The organism is Nocardia sp. NPDC052001, from assembly GCF_040680615.1.
Classification (GTDB): Bacteria; Actinomycetota; Actinomycetes; order Mycobacteriales; family Mycobacteriaceae; genus Nocardia.
The window spans coordinates 504,462-523,538 of sequence record NZ_JBFAXC010000003.1; the positions used below are offsets into that span (position 1 = coordinate 504,462).

Below are 19,077 nucleotides of genomic sequence, written 5' to 3' on the forward strand. Positions count from 1 at the left end.
CGCGAGATGACTGCGCAATAATTGGGTTTGTAGTCGACTGTATCTTCTGCGAGGCAATCGATAGGGTTGAACTTCGAAAATGGTGCGATCGGATAATTATTGAAAATGATGTGAATGCAATTCCAGGCTATATCTTTGACCTGGCAACGTTCGATGATGATCTGTCCAAGATATTCGATTGCATTGGATTTGTGCCGTCTTGTGGGTGTTCGAATCAAGAAGAGCGAGCTCTGTATGGTATAGCATTCCTTCGTGGAATCGATATTTACGATGCGCCGCTAAGTGCGACTGATGCGTTGGCGGCATTGCGAGATCGCTCCGATATTCTTCAGAAATTCAGCGATATATTTCCATTCGTCGAATTGCCGCAGATGTAAATTGTATGCGAATCGAATCGGTCCGCTTCGACAACCATCATCCTGGTTCTTGATCCGGAATTGGGACTGACGGCGTCGAGCCTCGATGAACTCGGATTGTCTTCAAAATAGTTCCCATTGACCGAAAGGAGGTTGCTCGGTGCCTGAACGGATCGTGTTTCCTGATATCGAGAAGGCTTTGACTGATTTTCTTACCGCGCAATTTGCGGCGGTATCCGAGACTGCGAAGGCGGTTTCGAGGGTTCCGGATCCCAAGCCGACGCGGATGGTGCGGGTGAGCCGCAATGACCGCAAGGCTCGGGGGGATATCGAGGATCAGGTTGGGCGTCGTGGCGCTCAGTTGGTGCTTGATCGGCCTCGGGTTGTCTTCGAGTGTTCTGATGATGCCGGGAATGCGGCGGGGCTGGCTGCGCTGGTGCGCAGCATTGTGAACGCTGCCGCGCCCGGGTACATCGGCACTGTGTGGTGTGACTACGTGGAGGATGCGGGGGAGGAGAACGACACCGATCCGGTGACCGCTGCCCCGCGGTACACGATTGTCACCGACTTGATTGTGCGAGGCACTGTTCTCGCGTAACTCCCACTGCGGTGCGAGTTGATAACTGAATAAGCACGATTCCCGAGGGCCTGCGCAACATCCCAAGGGAGATAACAACAATGGCTCTGCCTTCCAGCAAGTACATCGGCTCCGGCACTCCTAACCTCGCGGTCACCGGTGGCGTTCTCGTCGCCCCGATCGGCACCGCGCTTCCGGCCACCGCGGCCGACGTCATCAATGCCTCGTTCAAGCCCCTGGGTTACGTCTCCGAAGACGGCATCGAATCCCAGGGTGAGCGCAAGGTCGAGACGGTCAAGGACTGGAACGCCGACATCATCGCCAAGCTGCAGACCGAGCACTCGGTGCGGTTCGGGCTTACCCTTTACGCCGCCTGGGACAAGGATGTGCTGGGCGAGGTGTTCGGTCCGGGCAACCTGACCGTCACCCCGGCCACCGCCACCACCGGCACGCTGCTGAAGATCAACGAGACCGGTTCGGTGCTGCCGCGCCGCGCTTGGGTTTTCGACATGCTGAACGACAAGAAGAAGCTGCGGATCGTGCTTCCGAACGCACAGATCTCCGCCGTCACCGAGAAGAAGTTCGTCTCGAATGAGCTGGCCGGCTTCACCATCACCGTCGAAGCGTTCAAGGACGACACCGGTATCAAGGCGTACCGCTACCTCGACGACGGCATCACCACCGCCTAATTAGACCCCCAGCGGCGACGGGTTACACACCTATGCGCAGGCCCGCTCGTCGCCGCTGGGCCTTTCCCCTGTCACTAAATCAACGAAAGGGTCTGTGTACCAATGACTTCCCCGAAAGCCCCCATCACCATCTCGACCCCGACCAAGGTGAAGGACGACTTCTCCTACAAGGTGAACGGCATCGAAATCGAGTTGCCGTCGCTGTCCTACCTCAAGCCGGGCCTGGTGCGACGCATCCGCCGCCTGGGTGACGTGGACGCGATGTACACCCTGCTGGAACTGACTCTCACACCGGAAGCGCTTGCGGCCCTGGACGATATGGATCCGGACGCCTACCACGAACTGCTGGAGGCCTGGCGCGCGCACTCGGGGATCAGCCTGGGGGAATCCTAGGCCTCGATGTTCTTCTCGAAGAGCATTCCGAGGCAATCGAATACGACCTGATTGCCCTCGGCCTGCGGTTGCGCCAGCTCAGCACCGATGAGCTGAGCTGGCGCGACCTCAAGGCCATCGTCAAGTTCCTACCGCCGGATTCGGCGTTGACCCGCGATATGTACGCCGAGACCAGCCGCTGGCAACTCGACCAGTACCTGCTCGCCGATATGGCCGACTGCCTGCGCTGGCTGGTGTGGTCCAAGAGCGACGACGCCCGGCACGGGCGCAATCGGCCGGAACCGATTCCGCGCCCCGGCCTCGAATCCGGTCGCGAAAAGCTCGGCACGGCAACGGATATCAACCAGATCAACGAATTCCTCGGCTGGAGCCAGTAGTCGCGTCGCCGATGGCCGAGCTCGGGCGCAATCAGCTCAGAAAGTGGATGAATTGTGGACAAGCAACGCCCATCGGCGATGACACTGCCGGACATTCTGGCGATGACGAGCAGCGGGCAGCCCGGACCTGGCAAGAAGGTCACGCTGCCCAGCGGTGCGCTGTGGGAAGGCGGGCCGACCGCTGGAACCTCGCTGATCACACTGCCCGACAGCGATCCGATTCTGATCGCGGACAACGGTTCCGGCGTCTCCAACTCTATCGTGGGTCGCTCCGGACCGTTTGGAGCCATGGCCCGCGTGTTCGAGGAAGTTCTCGGACATGTGCCGAGCTTCTTCGCCAATCGTGTTGCCGCGCAGGCGCTCGAGCTGGTGCGCGGTCTCCCGGAACCGGATGATCGCGAAACCGAAACCCGCATCGTCAAATTCAGCTCGAAAGCCACTCTGCTCAACCCCGCGAAGAGTCGGAACCGATCCGGCTCGTCGAGTGATGATTCGGAAGCGTTCGGCATAGAGCCGATCCGCCGCGCGAACGGCGGATATATCGACGAATCCGAGTACCGGAATCGTGCCTCCGGAATGGTGCGCGGACCCGGCGGACCGCTCGGCGACGGCGTCCCCCTGCGAGCCTCCGACGGTGAGTATGTCGTCCGAGCGTCGGCGGTCGACAACACCCTGCCGCTGCTCGAGATGATCAACTCGGGCTGGGTGCCGTCGGCGCGATTCCTGGCCGGGATGCTGCAGGGATTCAGCGGTCCCGCAGCCAATCCCGCGACTGACGCACAGAACTGGCGCGACATGCTCGGCCAGGGCGTCATCGCCGACAGCATCGGGAATATCGGCAATGCCGCGCTGAATACCGGTGCGTGGGCGGGTGCCGCACTCGGTTCCGCACTGGCACCGATGTTCCAGCCAGGCGGTCTGCTCGCACCTCGACAGGGGTCCGGCGGATCCACGACACTGCCGCGTGATTCGGCGGACTCGCAGTCCGGGCTGACCGCATCGATGCAGGCGGCCCCCTCCGGCATTCTCGGAATGTTCGGCGGGTCAAGCGCCTCCAGCACGGCCGGTGCCGGTGCCGAATTGTCCTCGCTCGCACAGGCTCTCAGCTCCGGTATTGCCGGTGCGGCGACCGCGGCCGGCAGCACCCTCGGGTCGATGCTCGGGAATGCGATCAAACCCGCGTTGGGTCCGGGCGGTGACCTCGCCCCGCAGATCGGTGAGCAGCTCGGCCGCTTGATCGGATCGCAGTTCGGCGGTGCGCTCACGGCTTCGATGAGTGTGAAAACCGAAGGTGGTCAGCTCGGGTCGACCGGGGGCCTGGGCGGCGGCACCTCTGTCGGTGGCGGAACATCCACCGGTGGTGGAAACGACAGCGGTGCAGGAACATCCGGCGGCGACACCGGAGGTCCCGAACCGACTGGGGACGGTGGCGGCGGAAGCACCGTTGTCGGCGCCGCGGGTCCGGCAGGTGGGTCGGGGGGTGGCGGCACCGGCGGCACCCCGGATTTGTCGGCTCGCTGGGACTATCTGAACGGCCAGGATGCCAATGGCAACCCGGTTTCCGGCTGGGCCTACTTGGTGCCCAATTCGGATGTGGTGGGAGCGCTCACATCTGAGATCCCCGAGGGTATGAAGGTCGGCCAGTACCTCAAGGACGACGGCACCGGCCCAATGGTCCGGGATGTGCCGGGCACGAGCTGGATCGACACCCTGACGGGCAAATCCGATCCCGCGGGCGCACAGGACCTCGTCGGTACCGGCCACAGGTACAACCCCAACTCCGGCAACTTCGGTGACCTGCTCCAGGTCGTCGCGAACCAAGCCGGAGGCAACCTCGGAGAGCTGCTCAAACCGATTCTGGGCGAGAACGCTCCGGAAATGGTGCGGACCGCCGCCGAACAGTTCATGAAGCCCATCGGTGATGCCTACAACGCCGCCGACCCGAACCACGAATACACCAATACGCTCGGCACCTGGCTCGGCAACACGTTCGGCATCAAATGGACCCCCAACGGCCAGAGCGGCTCCTCGAGTGGCGGCCAGCTGAGTCACGAACAGCAGATAGGTGTCTCAGCGCTCGAATACGGCATCTCCGGCCTGCAACAGCACGGCCTGCTCGGCGGCCTGACCGGAGCGATCTCCGGCGCTGCCTCCACAGCCGGAAGCACCATCGGCGGAGTGATCGGCACGGCCATCGCTCCGTTCCTCGGACCGGCGGCGGCCCTCGGTCCCGCCATCGGCTCCTTGCTGGGCTCCATGGCCGGAAGCATGATCAGCTCCCAAATCACCCGCCCCATCGAATGGGCCGGAAACGCCGTGAAAGAGCTCGTCGGAACAGGTTTCGGCCTCACCGATCTGGCTGACGGACCGGGCGGGCGCACCATGCGCGGCGATATCTACAACTTCAACGGAACAGACCCCAAGAGCGCGTCCATCGCGACCGAGCGGGTTCGCCGGCGCCGGGCTGTGGCGCAGCAACGCGGAGGAGGTATGGGGCGATGACCCACCAACTTTTGGAAACCCACGGCACCAAGGTCGTGGTGTGGGATGTGAACGGCCGGGTGTGGCATCTGTCCGGCCCCAACTCCGGGCGCGAGGGCGTGCGGCTGTCCCAGCAGAACGGGTTCATGTTCGCGCCCGTCCAGCTGCTGATCACCGAGGGCGCACGACAGGACGGCGCGACCTTCGAGCGTTCGGTGCGGTCGAAGAAGGAATGGGATTTCCTGATCGTCATCTCCGGCGCGTCGAAAGACACTGGTGTTGACCCGGTCCGGGACTTCCACGCGGTGCATGACGCCTGGTTCCGGGGCTGGTCCACCGATAAGCCGGTGACCGTCGGGTATTTCACTCGGCATCAGGGCTGGCGCTTCCAGCAGGCGCAGTTGGATGCCGCGCCGGAGCCGGTGTCGAGTATCGATCCGGCGGTGAATGCCGTTGCCGCGTACAAGATGTCGGCGATGGCGATGGACCCGCTGGAACATCATCTGCAGGAGAACTCGGTGTGGGCCAACACCGCCGGTGTCGGTCAGGGCATCGTGCGCGTGCGCAATGCGGCAGATCAGCCCGCCTGGCCGCGATACACCATGAACGGCCCCGGCCGCTGGTCCATTCTGGATCCGGGCGACGGCGATCTGCTGCGCATGGTGCAGACACCCACGCTGGTCGCGGGGGAGACGCTGCAAATCGATACCCATCCACGGCATCGCACCGCGCGGGTCTACTCCGGTGAATACCCGAAGGGTCGAAATGTCTGGGGGCAGTTGGCCGGTCGCCGCTGGCTGACGCCCATGGATCCGTGGAGCGCCACCGATATCACCGTGAAGGTGGAGGGCGGCTCACTCGGTTCGAGCATTATCGCCGCCACCACACCCCGTTCCTCGCGGCCGTTCTGATGGCTGACACCGAGAGCGACGAACCGGTCGTGGTCGGTGTGGGACCGGCACCCGTCGACTTCATCGAACCCTTTGCGGATCAGCCTTTTTCGCCGCGACCTTTGACGATTCGGATGCCTTTGTTCGGAGCCGTAATCGCGGTCCAAACCCCGCCGGTAGAACCACCCGAAACCCCGCCGGATCCACCCGAGACCCCACCGGTTGATCCACCAGAGACCCCCACGGAAGGCGGTAACGATGCCTGACAGCCCGAACTGGGACCCGGAGGCCGAGGCCCGGCGCATGGACGAGGCGTTCCGCGTCGACCAGGAGCAGGCCCGCGATCCCGAAGTGCTGGTGCGCTACTGGGACAAATTCATGCGCGAAGTGGGGGAGGAGCACAACTACCTCTCCCTCGAATTCACCTATCCGCGCAATGCCGCGGGCGGTCTGAAGATGATCTGCCCGCGCGACATGGTGCACTACGACCACCTGTTCAACAACAAGGACGGTGAGGACGCCACCATCCCGATCACCGTGAACACCAAGGGTTTCCGGTGGGACGGGTACATCACCAAAGCGTCGCTGGTGCGCGACGACAACGGTGTCGAAACCGTGGACATCGAGGCCATTCACGCCTGGAATCATGTCGCCACGATCTGCTGCTGGGCCTCGCCCTTTGCGCCCGTGCTGGCCCAGTTCCCGCGCCACCACATCCTTTTCGGCCCGGTACGCACCATCATCACCACCTATCTGACGATGAATCTGATGCGGTTGCAGGCGCCCGGCTGGGCGCCGCCGGGAACCGCCGACGATCCGCTGTGGAGCGGTGTGGGCAATCCGCTGTTCCCGGTCGCGGTCGTCCCGGTGGATCCCGCGACCGACACCAGCCGCTGGAGCGCCGCCTCGGCGCGATTTGATATGGCGGACAAGCTTTTCGAGCCGATGCTAGAGGACTCCGGCGTCATGCTCACCGCCCGCTTCTTCCTGCCGGGCGAGGACGAGCAGCCCGCACCCGATTGGTTCTTCCTGGAACAGCCGACCGTGGTGCTGGAGACGGTGGACAAGTCCGGCGTCACCGGTCCAACCGGCACGCTGCTCGACGGAATCCTGTCCTGGATAGAGGAATTCGCCGACGACGGCACCACCCCGGTTCGCTATCCGCGCTTCGACTCCACCACCGAATACGAGGCCGTCTACAGCCAACCCGGCAAATTCGGCACCACCAGGAACTTCCCCTGGGTTTGGTACTTCGAGGGCGAATACTCCGGCATCGGTGCGTCGGAAATCGCCCTGCACAAACCGCTCGCCACCGATGTGATCATCGGCGGCCGATCACCCGGCTGGGTCAATGCCGGTATCGAGGTGGTCATCAAGGGCCTGCTATCCCTGATCGGCCTGGACTGGCTCTATCGTGGACAGCTCAACGACGTCTTCCTGGCCTGGATGGTCTACCGCGATATGGAACGCGTGGATCGCGCCGGTCCCTATGCGTTCCGCGAGCTCTACATCACCGGCAGTGACAAGGCGTTCAACCTCGACGGCCTGGTCGCCGCCCGGCAGGGCCTGCACCTGACCCGCGGCTACACCAGCCACAAGGTCACCATCGAGGACAACGCCCCCTACCTGCTCGGCCGCGACTTCGGTCTCGGCGATCAGATCGGCTTCGCCGTCGGCCCGGCGGTATTCACCGACTACGTCACCGAACTCACCTTCCACGACGATCGTGAAACCGCGTCCAAATGGCAGATCACCGTGGGTGACGGCTCGGACGAAGAGGACTCGATCGTCAAAGCCTGGCAGCGCCTGGGCCGCTTCGCGCACGCCATCAAGGACCTGTCCACCGATGTCGGCGCCGACCTCGACCTGCTCATCTTCTGATTCGCCCGTGAAGGAGTGAAACCCATGGCGGACACCAGTTTTCCCGCCCACCTGAGCGTGGATCGGCAGCTCGATCTCGACGGCGTGCCGATCCTCAACGCGACCGTCTCAGTCTCCGACGATGTCGCCGCCCTGCCGCTGCCCGCCGGTCCCGCCGGTGCGCAGGGGCAGCGCGGCCGCCCGCGCAGTACCTTTCGCAAGATGGGGGAGATCCCCAATACGGCCGCGCGGCCGACCGGGTTGAATGCCGAGGACCGAGGCAAGTGGTGGCATCGGCTCGACGACAATGGCATGGACGTATGGACCGGCACGGCGTGGAAGCATTCACCCGGCGCGGTCGGTGCGCGCGGGCCAGTCGCGGACGCCAACCAGATCACCGCGGCACCGACCAAGCATCTGCCGAATCTCACCACCCCTGCGGTCGAATTCGTCGGTGCGGGGGCGCAACAGCAGTTGAACTCGACTGCGCCCGCAGGTGCGAAGGGCGCGAAGGGACCGGCCGGAGCCTCCGGGCCGATCACCCAGGCGAAGGATTTCGACCAGACTTCCGGCCTCACCCACGGCGGTGTCTTCGCCTTCCAGCGCTCCAGCGGAAAGTTCCGCGGTATGCCGACTCCGCTGGCTGTCGGCCCCTGGTCCTGGTATGAATCCGACTTCGGCGGGGATCAGGAAGCCGCGGTCGCGCAGTTCGTCGTCGGAACCTTCACGATCCCGGCGCAGCCGTTCGCGTGGCGGCCCGCCGTGTACGGGCATATGTCGACCTACTCGGTGAACAACGGGCAGCAGTCCGCGCGCGTCGCCGTGCGCCTGTACCACTCGCAGGGCCAGGTGGTCAGCGCCTCGGCCGGTGGCTCGGGCGTGTACCTGTACTCGCCGATCATCCCGACCTATCGCGATGAGCAGTCCACCCGAACCCTATCGCCGACTTCCGATTTCGCGGTCGTTCCCGCCGGACAGCCCGCCAGCCTGGTCCTCGCCGTCGAACGCGATACCGGCAACGGCGCGATCGGCTATCGGACCAGCCGGGCATCGCTCGTCGTCTACGCCCGACCCATCTGAGTGAGGTGACATGTCCACAATTGGTGAATACTTCGAACACACCCTCATCCGCGGACTCGACGAGGGCATCGGCACTCCCGGCCTGGTCCAGTCCATGCACGCCACACCGCGTGACGGATCGCTGGAACTGATGACCGGCTCGCCGGGACCCACCGGCCCCGCCGGTGAACCGTGCCGGGCCTTCCGCTGGGAGGGCGATATCGCGGATCAAGCCGCGCTATCCGCTTTGTCCACCAAACTCGGTGTGGCACACGCGGGTAAGGCCTGGCGGGTGCTGTCCACCGACACCCTCGTGTACTGGAACGGCACCGGGTTCGACAACTTCGTCGACGCGTTCGGCGCGCCCGGCCCGGACGGTGCGTCGTGCACCGTCAGTATCGGAACCGTTGCCACCGGACCGGCAGGCTCCGACCTACTCGCCACGATTACCGGCACCGCGCCGAATCTGGTGCTGAACCTGACGGTCCCGCGCGGAGTGCAGGGCAGCAAGGGCGATCCGGGCAGTCCCGGGCCGATTCGCAACGCACCCGACTACCTCAACGGCCCACATATCGATAAGGCTGTGCCCCAATGGGATTCGGGCGCGGGTAAATGGCGGCCGCGGCCTTATCCGGGGCTGCGTGGCCCCTGGTCGCTCCAGGACGGCAACGCATGGGACGGCGGCCCGGCATGGGCAGCCAGCCAGATGAACATCGGCACCTCACCGAATACCGTTGCGCGATTGAATATTCCGGCCCAGGACGTGGACTGGCGCCCGGTCATCGCCGGCTCCGTCTACGTCCAGACCGCGGAGGGCGAGCAGACGTTCGACACTCGCGTCGACGCCGAGGTCCGCTTGGGTTCCGACAGCGGTCAGATCGTAGCGCTGGGCTCCGGAACACCCTCGGGCGTCGACGCCGCGAACCACTTTCACCCGTTCTTCGGTGCGCGAATCACCCCGGACAGCACCGTGGGTGTGGTTCCGGCCGGTCAACCGGCCGTGCTGTACGTCGTGCTGCGCCGCATCACCGGCGGTTCCAACTACTTCTACTACCAGGGCGTCGCTCAAATCATCTGCTGGGCACAGCCGGTCGGTTTCGCGCCGACACCCGCCTGAGTTTGGAGCAACAGCTGTGACAAACGAACCCAATACCGTCTTCGACGACGATGTCATGATCACCATGCGGGGTATCGCCGACTCGATCGGCTTGCCGCACACCGTGAATCCGGTCGAACATGTCGACCGCGAAGCACTGATCGAACTGCGTCAGGGGCCGGCCGGTGACGCCGGTCCCATGGGTGACGCGGCCTGGCCGTGGGATTGGCAGGGCGATGTGGCCGATGTCGCCGCCTTGCAGGCGCTCAACCTCACCACCGCCGATGCTCGCAAAGCGTGGCGAGTGATCGCCGAGAACGCGGTCTACTACTGGACCGGACTCGAACTCGTCGCGTTCGCCAATGCCTTCGGCAAGGCGGGAGTGCGCGGAAAAGCCAACCGGCTCAGCGGATCCGCTGTCGCCGGGGCGACCGGTTCCGCCGCGAGCGCTCGGATCATCGGCTCCGCACCGAATCAGAGCGTCGAGATCACCTTCCCGCGCGGTGTCACCGGTGACACCGGTGATGCGGGCGCGGCCGGGCGGATTCAGGATTCGGCCGATGTCCTGGTCGACGACACACACCAGCTCGCACAGGATGTCGTGCTCTCCTGGAGCGTGGCACTGCAGAAGTTCGTGCCCGTTCCCAGCCCGCGTCTGGGCGGCCCCTGGGCCATCGGCCAGGGCCAGTTCGCCGGTGGTACCGGACTGAACGAAGACACGAAAGTGCTTGCCACCCTGACAATTCCGGCTCAATCCATGGATTGGCGGCCGATCGTCGAGGGCTGGATCAATATCGGCACCGAGGGCCCGCGCTACAAATCTCGCTGCAATGTCGAAATCCGCATCGGCGGACCCACCGGGGATCTCATCGGTTTCGGCGCCGGCACCAGCACCCCGAACTTCACGAGCGTGTGGATCACGCCCTGGTACCAGTATGTGGCGCTGCCGAACTCAACCTTCGGCGTCGTGCCCGCCAACCAGACCATCACGCTGTATGTCATCGCGCGCCGCGGCATCGGCACGGAACGGTATTTCGTCAAGCCGAATGACGCGCAGGTAATCGTCTACGCCGACCCGGTGTAATCCGGGCGCGACTGTCTCCCAGGCTCTTTCGGAGCCACACCCAACTCAGGTACGCCGCTTCCGGCTGCCCGCTGTTCGAAAGGCATCCACTCATGGCCGATCTGCCCCCGCTGAAGTACGGAAAGGTTGTCGGGCGATTCCTCGCCAATGTCGCCGACGGCCCCGATATCGGTGACCTGCCCGAATTCCCGCCGCTCGCAGGCACTCTGACCTTCACCGCCGACGCGCCGAAAATCCTGGTGGCGGGCGGCCAGCCCGCACCCGCCACCTACGTACAGCTGCCCAACCACTACGTGTGCGAGCTGGACGAATTCGGTTATCTCACCTGGCGCGGTAAGCGCGGTATCCGGCTCGTCGCCCCGAGTGCCGACACCAATCCGGGCAACTGGACCTGGCGGGTGTCGTTCGATCTGAATTATGACGGTGAGAGCGTTCCGCTGGATTCGTTCAGTTTCACTGTCGGTGAGTACTTTCCGGGCGCGGACAGCGCGAACCCGGATGCCGGGGCGATCGGCCTGATCGATCTCACGCTGGCCTCGCCGGTGCCCGCGAGCCCCGGCAATGCCGTCACTCGCGGTGAACACGGCACCGGGATCCAGTTCGACGGACAGGTCGCCACGTACGCGCTGCTCCCGGCCACGCCCAAGGAGGGCGCGCAGTACGTGGTCAAGGCGGACGGGCTGCTGTACGTCTACCACGCCGTCGGCGGCTGGACGCCCAATGGCCAGGGCATCGTGGTGCGCGGACCCGCAGGGACGGCGGGTACGACCGACTGGGTCGGAATCACCAATAAGCCAACCACTTTCCCCGCCACCCTCGGGAACACCTCGGGTACCGCTGCGGCCGGAGACGATCCGCGGCTTTCCGACGCGCGCACCCCTGTCGCGCACACGCACACCGCGAGCCAAATCTCCGATGCCACAGCCATCGGGCGATCGCTACTGACCGCCGCCGATGCGACCGCCGTTCGCACGGCAGTAGCCGCCGTCGCCACCACGGATTCACGCCTGACCGATTCGCGCACGCCGACCACTGCCGGACAGTTCTACGACTTCACCTTCAAGTCGCACAGCGGAAATCGCGCTGCGGGTGCCGGCAATGTGATGGCGGAAGGGCTGCGCATCGAACGCAACATCTCGATCTCCGCGATCACATATCGCGGAGAAACCGCGGGCACCGGCAATCTGGTTGTCGAACTGAGAAAGAACGGAACTACGCTCGCCGGTTCCTCGGCAACCATTGCCGCCGCCGCTCACGCCACGGACACGGTCGTCACAGCGGGCGGGCCCTGGGCTATCGCGGCGGGTGACCGGTTGACGGTCTTCGTCACCACCGTCGACAGTCCGGCGGGCAAGGGTCTCCAGGCCAGTCTGAAGGCGGTGACCGTCTGATGGCACTGATCGTTGTCTCCGGTGCAGGTTCGTTCGCCCCGTCCGGCATGACCAAAAGCGGTAGCTCCCAAAAGCTGACTGGGAGTTACGCGGAAATCACCAACTGGACCGCCGACACCACTGGATATCCTGGTTCGACGCTCTCCGGCAACGGTGTGCGTAGTCAGGGTGCCAATACCGCCGCCGTGCTGACCGCGTCGCTGCCTTTCTCTGGCGGCGGCAGTAGTACCAACAGTCAGCAGGCACGGTTGTTCGTGAACGGTGTGGCGGCAGGGTCTCCTGGCCCATCGGTGAACGGAACCTCCGGAACCCTCACCGCCACAGCGACTGTCAACCTTGCCGACGGCGACGTGGTGACCGTGCAGGCGTACTGCAATCCGCAGTTGACCGGCTGGGAGCCCAACATCCAAACGGGCGCTGCCACTTTCGTGCGAATCAACTGATCCGGGAGAAAGGCCACATCCATGTCATGGACCGGAGATCCGGTATGGCTCGCCGACGTTCTACGCGACGCGGGCCTAAAAGTCATCGAACATGAAGGCTGGCGCGACCGCGGCCACGGCGACTTCGCCGACATCCGCGGCGTCCTTTGCCACCACACCGCCGGCGGCAGCCCCGACGACTGGCGCATTGTCCAATACGGCCGCCCCGACCTGGAAGGCCCACTGGCCCAACTGGTCCTGGAAAAGGACGGCACCTTCCGCGTAATCGCCGCGGGCGTCTGCTGGCACGCCGGCCGCGGCTCCTGGCCCGGCTGGCCCACCAACAACGCCAACTACTACGTAATCGGCATCGAAGCCGTCTCCCGAGGCGACGGAACCGACTGGACCCCAGCGCAATTGGATGCCTACAAACGCGGCTGCGCCGCCATCCTGCGCCGCATCGGCCGCAACGCCGACGACTGCGTAGCCCACCGCGAGTACAGCTCCGAAGGAAAAATCGACCCCGCCGGCATCGACATGGACGCCTTCCGCCGCGATGTCCAGGCCCTGATAGACGGAGAGGACGCCCCCATGAGCGCCGCCGAAGTAACCCAAATCCAGAACTTCATCACCTCGTTCTGCGGCCCGATCAGCAGCGATGTCAAAGACATCCGTGAACAGCTGTGCGGCAAGGACCAGCGTGACACCGCCGAATACGCGGGCTGGCCCCAACTCGGCAACCGCACCCTCGTGGACGCCCTAGCCGAAGTCCTCACCCGCCTGGAGAAGCTCGAGAAGTAGGAGTCCCCCATGACGCCGAACCCAGTCCCGGCCTGGAAACCCGGAAGTTTCAGCGCAGCAGCGACTTCCGTTTCCGCCGCCAGTCGTTCCCGAACCTTCAATTTCAACAATCTTCCACAGGGCGACACGTCTCACCGCGTCAAACGCATCAATGGCACCCGAGCACTGGTGGACAACTTCAAACGCAAACAGGCGTAACCCCAGCGCCCCCGTCACTCCCCATTCCCCCCGGAATGGGGATTTTTTGTGTCCGAACCCGAAAGGCGGCCCAGCATCGATGTCTAGCAATTGGACAGAAACACCTGGTCCGCCCTCGTGGGTTACCTCGCGATCCGCATGGCTCGCAAGCACCATCGCCGCCGTCGATACCGCCGCGGCCCCCCCGCAAGGTGCACAACATTCCCGTCCGCGACGGTGTAGGTGCCGTCCAGCGGTTGGCTCGCATCCACAACGCCAACGACTTGATGACGGACACACCGGAAACAGCTGTAAGCCAGCCGATTTCGCAGGCGCAGCCAATTGGCATTCATAACGACCCGTACGCCCCTGGCGGCCCGCTGGGCCCCGTTCCCTATTTGCCGATGAGGCCGGATATCGAGGGCCCGCCGACCGGACGCGCTGGTTACACCCCACCCAGCCCCCCGCCGATTCCCACCGCACCACCGGTGCAATCACAACCGGCACCCGTCAATCCGGCCAGTCCGAATCCGCAGCCGAACAACCAGGCGGCACCGGCCACGACCAGCGGTCTGCCGAACCTGCTCGACCAGATGTATGTGAACCCCGCCCCACAGCCGGACTCTCCAAAAACCTTGGCGGAGCTCGCGATGCCGGGATACAAGGAGCCCGCTGAGCCGCCATCGGCGGCTGAGCAGTTGGTCCAGCAGATGGTTTCTCCGCAGCCGGACCCTGCGGCTGCCTCGACTCCGAAGACGTTGGCAGAGTTGGCTCTTCCCGGCTACAAGGAGCCGGTCACGGTCACCGCCCAAGCAACTGTCCCGGTCTCGCCTGTTGTGCCCAAGGCGATCACCGATCTGCAGCCCGCCTACCGGACCGGTAACTATGGTGCGCAGGGATACGACTACAGCGAAGAACAGTTCGCAGCGGACCTGGCTATTTTCCTGGCAGGTCGCCCAGCCCCCTTTGTCGGCCCTGGAGCTGCCACCGACGCAATCTACCGATACGAAGCCGCCAGGGCCCGGCTATTGGCGGCTCGGTACACGCCGAGCGAACAACTCGTCGACCTGAAGTGGGCGTACTTCAAGCCCCGCAACGAGCAGGAGACGCTGGATCGGCAAGCCGCGATCGCGCGCCTGATGCAAGCCGGGATTCCATGGGATGACCCCGCGGTAGAGGGCTACCTGAAGAGTGACAAGGGAATTCCGGTCCTCACCGATCCCACCCGCCCCGTGAGGTGGGCTGCACCACCGCAATACACAGCCAAACAGCTGCAGCAAGAACTCCTCCGGATGAACCGTCGCGATGTCGACTTCACCGAGATGGCCCAAGATGCCCTAGTCGGCATGACAGTCGGCCCCGCGATAACGCTATGGGAAGCAGCGCACGATGAAGGCGACCACAGCGGCTGGGAAATCGCCGGTGCCGCAGCAATGCTCGGCATCAACATCCTCATGGTAGTCCCTGGCTCGGGCCAACTCGTGGCATCCGTCGTCAAAGGTCTGCTACGCAAAGCCGCCCCCGAGTTCATGGCAGAACTCGCCGCAATCGGATCCTCCACCGACGCAATCCAAGCCGCCCGCCAACTACAGACCCAGCAACTCTTGAAGGACTTCGAAGCATACAGTCAGCAAGCAGCATTCCCAGCTCGAAACGTTGGCATTGCAGCGAAACCTTCACCATCGCCGTTCGAAATCAGTCCTAGTGGCACGGTAAAGACGGCGCCTAAAGGCATCGAAGTCCTAACTGGGCCACGGCCTGAAGTACCCCCGACATTTCCCCCGACGTCGGACGTAGTGACCTTGGATTTAGCCGCCAAGACTCGCGAGATCAGGCCCTCTAATCTACCCATTAGTGACCACATGCCACTGAATCCGGTACTTGATCAGGAAGCAGTTATACAGCTGTATCAAGGCCCGATCTCTGGATTCAGTCCAGCGGAGGCCCTCATCGAACCCATGAGCCTCGATATCCTGCCTCGATTCGGCGATAGAAGTGTTCCAAATCCAGCTGAGTTCGATTTTCTGCAAGTCGGCAGAGGCGGCGATTCGGTCGCTCGAGGGTCAACAGCCAACAATCTGGGTCTGAATGCACGGGAACTGAGCTGGTCGTACGCAGCGGCGAAGCATATCAGAGAATATGGAAAGGACCTCTATGCGGCGCGACCATTTCTCCGGTCTAGCGAATTTACGCAATGGATCTTGGATTCGACAAAGGCGGTCCCGGATCCTCAGGGGACGCCAAATGCTATGTTGTGGAAGGTGTTCGGATCACTCGGTAAGAGTGCCGGACATTATGAGCTTATAATCGATACTGAGACCGGGAAGATCCTGCACTATATGTTTGAAGGAGAGAAATGACTGTAGTACGGTTTGAGGTTCTTCCGGGTGACCCGGTTCCTTTGAATCCTGAGTATTGCGTCACGGACCATTCATTCGATGTATCTTTCGATGATTTTGGCGCGGGACAATGGATCGGCAAGGAAGGTGTCACATCGATCGCGATTGTCTACTTGCAAATCGAGGTCGATATCGAATCACGTCGAGCATTGTATGCTTGGGGATTGCATTCCAACACGAACTGGATAGCAGAGCGTCTCGATCCTGTTGGTGCTCTACCTTCCATTGTCAGGGTTTATGCGGAGCCGGACCTATTGCCTGGAGTATCTATCCGAATAGGAGATAATACAGAGTGGTCGACATCGTATGACGAATCAAGTGGATGGGTATGTATCGCACGAGTGGATCTATCCGTCGATCTTCTTGGTGAGATTGCTACCGGCACGCTCTTGGGTTTCGCTGATGGTGAGTTGGCATCAGTATGGATACGTCCAAGTATGATCAAATAAATTCCACACGCTGGGTGAGTGCTTGATCGGTCGCGCAAGCGTTCCTGTCTGCAGGCGGCGCCGCAGAGGAGGTGGGTTCAATTGACCTGCTGGGCGTGGAACTGGAACTCCTATGCGAGCTGAACTCGAAGCCCCCACAGAGGGTGGAAGCCCACACGAGAATGATGGAGCAGATGGGATTGGATCCCGAGGATGCTGAGCTCTGACCGCAATGAACTGGGATGAAGTCGATTTCGAAGATGTCTTCGTGAGTCGTGAGATGTTCTTCTCGATCGGCACCGAGAGGAACTCGGGCAAGCGTTACCTGTCCATACCGGTTTCCAATGGGCGAGTGGACTATTCGGAATACTACGAACTCGACGAGTCTGAGTTCGATAGGTTTGTTGCGAGCCCCAGCACCGCTGATGAATTCGCATGGCGGTGTCGGTGTCAGGAACTGGATGAGCGTTTGATCGTGCCCGCCTTCGAGAACCGGGGCACCGCAATCTGATGGTCGATGAAAGTGGTTCCGGGGGTGCCGGCGCTGATGAGGAGTAATAGTGGATGAGCTGGAACGGAAGATTCAAAGCATCTTCGCGACTGCGGTACGCGCTGGTATGCAGACCAGTCAGATGATGGGCGCGTACGACGAAGATATTGATGTGCTGGCCGCTGAGCAAGGGGCTCCGGCGGTTCCATCGGCCGTACGCTCAGTGTTTGCGCTTATCGGAGTTCAACCCGGACTGTACTGTCTTGCAGCTGGCGCTGTCGGACCAGGGGCCTTCATGTGAGCGATAAGTCCCTGGCGTTGGAGCTCCTGGGTGGTTTGCCTCCTCAGAATGCCAAGATAACTGATCCGCAGGGGAGCTGGTCATCTCTGTATATGAAGGTGAAGCCTTTTCGATAATTGATGGATCTGATTTGAGTCAACCGAACCCTCCGGTCTGGGATTTGTGTGGAAACTATAAACTTGAGAAGCGTTGGGATTCCGTTACCGCATGGTTCACGGTTATCACCAATGAGGTGATACGTATTCTTCGCACTTAATTCGGTGACAGTTCGACTTTCAAGAATCGGGGTACTGCGATCTGATGGCTGGAGACTGGTCGGCGGGATGAGTAGGCAAGCGGATGAGCTGGACGCGGCGGAGCGGATCAGGGCGGCATTCCAGCGGGCGTTGGTCGTCGGGTTTAGGGGTGAATTGGTTGAGGGGGCAACGGATGTCGAGATCGATGGGTGGGCGGCGGGGCAAGGGGTGGGGGTTGTTCCGGCGGCGTTTCGGGAGGTGATGCGGATCTTGGGGAGGCAGGGGGGTGCGGTTTATGCGGGGACCGTGTTCGGGATTCGGGGGCCGGATGCGGAGACGAAGGAGATGGCGGTGGCTGGGCTGGCGCTGGCGGGGGAGCATTCGATACGGGATGTGGCGAATTTGCTGGTGATTTCCGAGGCCGGTGGGTACAGCTTTCTCGTTATCGATGGGGCTGATCTCGCGGATGCGGATCCGGCGGTGTGGGAAGTGATGGAGTCGGGGCGAGTTATGCATTGTGGGTCGGTGAGCGAGGGTTTCGAGCGCGTTGTTGACGACATCGTCGCTAGGAAGCAACGCATTGTCGACGACCGGGCGGCGGGGCGAGCCGAGGATAGGTGGGAGGCGTTCCGCTATCGCTGGGACTAGGTTTCGGGCTCATTCCCGGATCGGGATGAGGCGGTGGAGCCACCAGGGGCGGTCGGGGAACTCGGGGCTGTATAGGCGCGTATTCAGTTGGCGCGCTTTGTTGTTCGAGGGATCGCGGATTTCTATGTGGTCGTGGAAGAGGGATTGGGGTGGGAGGGCTGTGGTCCAGAGGTGATCCCATTCGGGGGACTGGCGGCAGCGGGTGATGAGTTCGGTGGTGTGGGAATCGGGGGTGGGGGTGAGGATTCGGAGGCCGTAGACCAGGCGGTGGGCTTCTCCGTGCCAGTCGACGACGGTGGAGCGGGCGGTCGGGTCGAGTAGGAGCCACTCGATGAGGTTGGTGCCGTTGGTGATTCCGGGGAACAGGGTGCGGTAAGCCTCGTTGACCGCTACCAGGGTGAACCTCGGGATCAGGAGGAAGCCTGCGGGGTGGGGGAGGCTGGCTAGGTCGGCCAGGTCGTCGGGGGTTGGGTCGGGGATGGTGTCCGCGGGGTGGTTCAGGACGCCGGGGAGGCTCAGGTTGAGGATGTGGCGGCGGTGTAAGGGTGGGACGTCCAGCCCGTCGAAGAGGGTTTTCAGGGTGTTGAGGGTTGTGGGGCGGGAACCCAGTTCGATTTTCTCGATGAGGGAGACCGAAATGTTGACTCGGGCGGCGAGTTGTTCTCGGGTCAGGCCGGATGCCGTTCGCTGTAGGCGAATGTAGGCGCCGAATGGGTTGCCGGACAACGGGTCTCACCTGTCTATTGGGGGATGACGGTTAATCGATATGGGGTCCTCGGACGGATTGTGTGGACGGCGGTTGTTGACCTCGCGTCGTGTGTTCTCAGATAATAGAACATATGTTCGAACAGCAACTGATGTGGTGGCACGTGTCTTCATGGGCGAGGGCTCGAGCTGCACGTTGTGGCTCGAGTGGGAGGCG

At 62.9% G+C, this 19,077-nt stretch carries 21 protein-coding genes; 20 read left to right on the forward strand and 1 reads right to left on the reverse strand.

Going from position 1 to position 19,077, the window contains the following annotated elements; genetic code table 11:
* The first annotated feature begins 110 nt into the window (after window positions 1-110).
* From AB0L82_RS17720 to AB0L82_RS17815, 20 genes are all read left to right on the forward strand, one after another.
* Entirely contained in the window at window positions 111-377 is a 267-nt protein-coding gene (locus AB0L82_RS17720; RefSeq protein WP_364637046.1) for a hypothetical protein, read from the forward strand.
* Window positions 378-516: 139 nt separating this feature from the next.
* Window positions 517-954, forward strand: a complete 438-nt coding sequence (locus tag AB0L82_RS17725; protein WP_364637048.1) for a hypothetical protein — start codon at window positions 517-519, stop codon at window positions 952-954.
* A gap of 80 nt (window positions 955-1,034) precedes the next feature.
* Window positions 1,035-1,622 (forward strand): hypothetical protein, encoded by a 588-nt coding sequence (locus AB0L82_RS17730; protein ID WP_364637050.1) that lies wholly within the window; start codon window positions 1,035-1,037, stop codon window positions 1,620-1,622.
* Between the two features lie 102 nt (window positions 1,623-1,724).
* Window positions 1,725-2,015: a hypothetical protein gene (locus AB0L82_RS17735; protein ID WP_364637052.1), complete on the forward strand. Its 291-nt coding sequence runs from the start codon at window positions 1,725-1,727 to the stop codon at window positions 2,013-2,015.
* A 68-nt stretch (window positions 2,016-2,083) separates the two neighbouring features.
* Window positions 2,084-2,392, forward strand: coding sequence for a DUF5361 domain-containing protein (locus tag AB0L82_RS17740; protein ID WP_364637054.1), 309 nt, complete (start codon window positions 2,084-2,086; stop codon window positions 2,390-2,392).
* A gap of 54 nt (window positions 2,393-2,446) precedes the next feature.
* Window positions 2,447-4,894, forward strand: a complete 2,448-nt coding sequence (locus AB0L82_RS17745) for a hypothetical protein (protein ID WP_364637056.1) — start codon at window positions 2,447-2,449, stop codon at window positions 4,892-4,894.
* The gene (locus tag AB0L82_RS17750) at window positions 4,891-5,784 is read left to right on the forward strand and encodes a phage tail protein (protein WP_364637058.1); all 894 of its coding nucleotides are present in this window, start codon (window positions 4,891-4,893) and stop codon (window positions 5,782-5,784) included. The genes AB0L82_RS17745 and AB0L82_RS17750 overlap by 4 nt, the downstream gene beginning before the upstream one ends.
* A 237-nt stretch (window positions 5,785-6,021) precedes the next feature.
* A complete protein-coding gene (locus tag AB0L82_RS17755) occupies window positions 6,022-7,644 on the forward strand; it encodes a phage tail protein (protein WP_364637060.1) in 1,623 nt (540 codons plus the stop codon).
* Between the two features lie 24 nt (window positions 7,645-7,668).
* Window positions 7,669-8,703: a hypothetical protein gene (locus AB0L82_RS17760; protein WP_364637062.1), complete on the forward strand. Its 1,035-nt coding sequence runs from the start codon at window positions 7,669-7,671 to the stop codon at window positions 8,701-8,703.
* 10 nt (window positions 8,704-8,713) lie between these two features.
* Window positions 8,714-9,799, forward strand: a complete 1,086-nt coding sequence (locus AB0L82_RS17765) for a hypothetical protein (RefSeq protein WP_364637064.1) — start codon at window positions 8,714-8,716, stop codon at window positions 9,797-9,799.
* A 16-nt stretch (window positions 9,800-9,815) separates the two neighbouring features.
* Window positions 9,816-10,862 (forward strand): hypothetical protein, encoded by a 1,047-nt coding sequence (locus tag AB0L82_RS17770; RefSeq protein ID WP_364637066.1) that lies wholly within the window; start codon window positions 9,816-9,818, stop codon window positions 10,860-10,862.
* 92 nt (window positions 10,863-10,954) lie between these two features.
* Window positions 10,955-12,253 carry a hypothetical protein gene (locus tag AB0L82_RS17775; RefSeq protein ID WP_364637068.1) on the forward strand — a complete coding sequence of 433 codons (1,299 nt, stop codon included), beginning with the start codon at window positions 10,955-10,957 and terminating at the stop codon, window positions 12,251-12,253.
* Window positions 12,253-12,696 (forward strand): hypothetical protein, encoded by a 444-nt coding sequence (locus tag AB0L82_RS17780; protein WP_364637070.1) that lies wholly within the window; start codon window positions 12,253-12,255, stop codon window positions 12,694-12,696. Before AB0L82_RS17775 ends, AB0L82_RS17780 begins: the two co-directional genes overlap by 1 nt.
* Before the next feature lie 21 nt (window positions 12,697-12,717).
* Complete coding sequence (locus tag AB0L82_RS17785; protein ID WP_364637072.1) at window positions 12,718-13,476, forward strand: N-acetylmuramoyl-L-alanine amidase; 759 nt, start codon at window positions 12,718-12,720, stop codon at window positions 13,474-13,476.
* A gap of 9 nt (window positions 13,477-13,485) precedes the next feature.
* Complete coding sequence (locus tag AB0L82_RS17790) at window positions 13,486-13,674, forward strand: hypothetical protein (RefSeq protein WP_364637074.1); 189 nt, start codon at window positions 13,486-13,488, stop codon at window positions 13,672-13,674.
* Between the two features lie 236 nt (window positions 13,675-13,910).
* Window positions 13,911-16,013: a hypothetical protein gene (locus tag AB0L82_RS17795; RefSeq protein WP_364637076.1), complete on the forward strand. Its 2,103-nt coding sequence runs from the start codon at window positions 13,911-13,913 to the stop codon at window positions 16,011-16,013.
* Window positions 16,010-16,501 (forward strand): hypothetical protein, encoded by a 492-nt coding sequence (locus tag AB0L82_RS17800; RefSeq protein ID WP_364637078.1) that lies wholly within the window; start codon window positions 16,010-16,012, stop codon window positions 16,499-16,501. Before AB0L82_RS17795 ends, AB0L82_RS17800 begins: the two co-directional genes overlap by 4 nt.
* Before the next feature lie 211 nt (window positions 16,502-16,712).
* On the forward strand, window positions 16,713-16,991 hold the full coding sequence (locus AB0L82_RS17805; RefSeq protein ID WP_364637080.1) for a hypothetical protein: 279 nt from the start codon (window positions 16,713-16,715) through the stop codon (window positions 16,989-16,991).
* Between the two features lie 49 nt (window positions 16,992-17,040).
* Entirely contained in the window at window positions 17,041-17,271 is a 231-nt protein-coding gene (locus tag AB0L82_RS17810; RefSeq protein WP_364637082.1) for a hypothetical protein, read from the forward strand.
* Window positions 17,272-17,594: 323 nt separating this feature from the next.
* Window positions 17,595-18,155, forward strand: a complete 561-nt coding sequence (locus AB0L82_RS17815; protein ID WP_364637084.1) for a hypothetical protein — start codon at window positions 17,595-17,597, stop codon at window positions 18,153-18,155.
* 9 nt (window positions 18,156-18,164) lie between these two features.
* Here the strand turns inward: AB0L82_RS17815 and AB0L82_RS17820 are convergent, their stop codons facing one another.
* Entirely contained in the window at window positions 18,165-18,881 is a 717-nt protein-coding gene (locus tag AB0L82_RS17820) for a helix-turn-helix domain-containing protein (RefSeq protein WP_364637086.1), read from the reverse strand.
* Between the last annotated feature and the right edge of the window lie 196 nt (window positions 18,882-19,077).

Coding starts and splice junctions, on each gene's coding strand:
- AB0L82_RS17730 (WP_364637050.1), top strand. CDS start 1,035: ATGGCTCTGCCTTCCAGCAAGTACATCGGCTCCGGCACTCCTAACCTC.
- AB0L82_RS17735 (WP_364637052.1), top strand. CDS start 1,725: ATGACTTCCCCGAAAGCCCCCATCACCATCTCGACCCCGACCAAGGTG.
- AB0L82_RS17750 (WP_364637058.1), top strand. CDS start 4,891: ATGACCCACCAACTTTTGGAAACCCACGGCACCAAGGTCGTGGTGTGG.
- AB0L82_RS17755 (WP_364637060.1), top strand. CDS start 6,022: ATGCCTGACAGCCCGAACTGGGACCCGGAGGCCGAGGCCCGGCGCATG.
- AB0L82_RS17760 (WP_364637062.1), top strand. CDS start 7,669: ATGGCGGACACCAGTTTTCCCGCCCACCTGAGCGTGGATCGGCAGCTC.
- AB0L82_RS17765 (WP_364637064.1), top strand. CDS start 8,714: ATGTCCACAATTGGTGAATACTTCGAACACACCCTCATCCGCGGACTC.
- AB0L82_RS17775 (WP_364637068.1), top strand. CDS start 10,955: ATGGCCGATCTGCCCCCGCTGAAGTACGGAAAGGTTGTCGGGCGATTC.
- AB0L82_RS17780 (WP_364637070.1), top strand. CDS start 12,253: ATGGCACTGATCGTTGTCTCCGGTGCAGGTTCGTTCGCCCCGTCCGGC.
- AB0L82_RS17785 (WP_364637072.1), top strand. CDS start 12,718: ATGTCATGGACCGGAGATCCGGTATGGCTCGCCGACGTTCTACGCGAC.
- AB0L82_RS17790 (WP_364637074.1), top strand. CDS start 13,486: ATGACGCCGAACCCAGTCCCGGCCTGGAAACCCGGAAGTTTCAGCGCA.
- AB0L82_RS17800 (WP_364637078.1), top strand. CDS start 16,010: ATGACTGTAGTACGGTTTGAGGTTCTTCCGGGTGACCCGGTTCCTTTG.
- AB0L82_RS17805 (WP_364637080.1), top strand. CDS start 16,713: ATGAACTGGGATGAAGTCGATTTCGAAGATGTCTTCGTGAGTCGTGAG.
- AB0L82_RS17815 (WP_364637084.1), top strand. CDS start 17,595: ATGAGTAGGCAAGCGGATGAGCTGGACGCGGCGGAGCGGATCAGGGCG.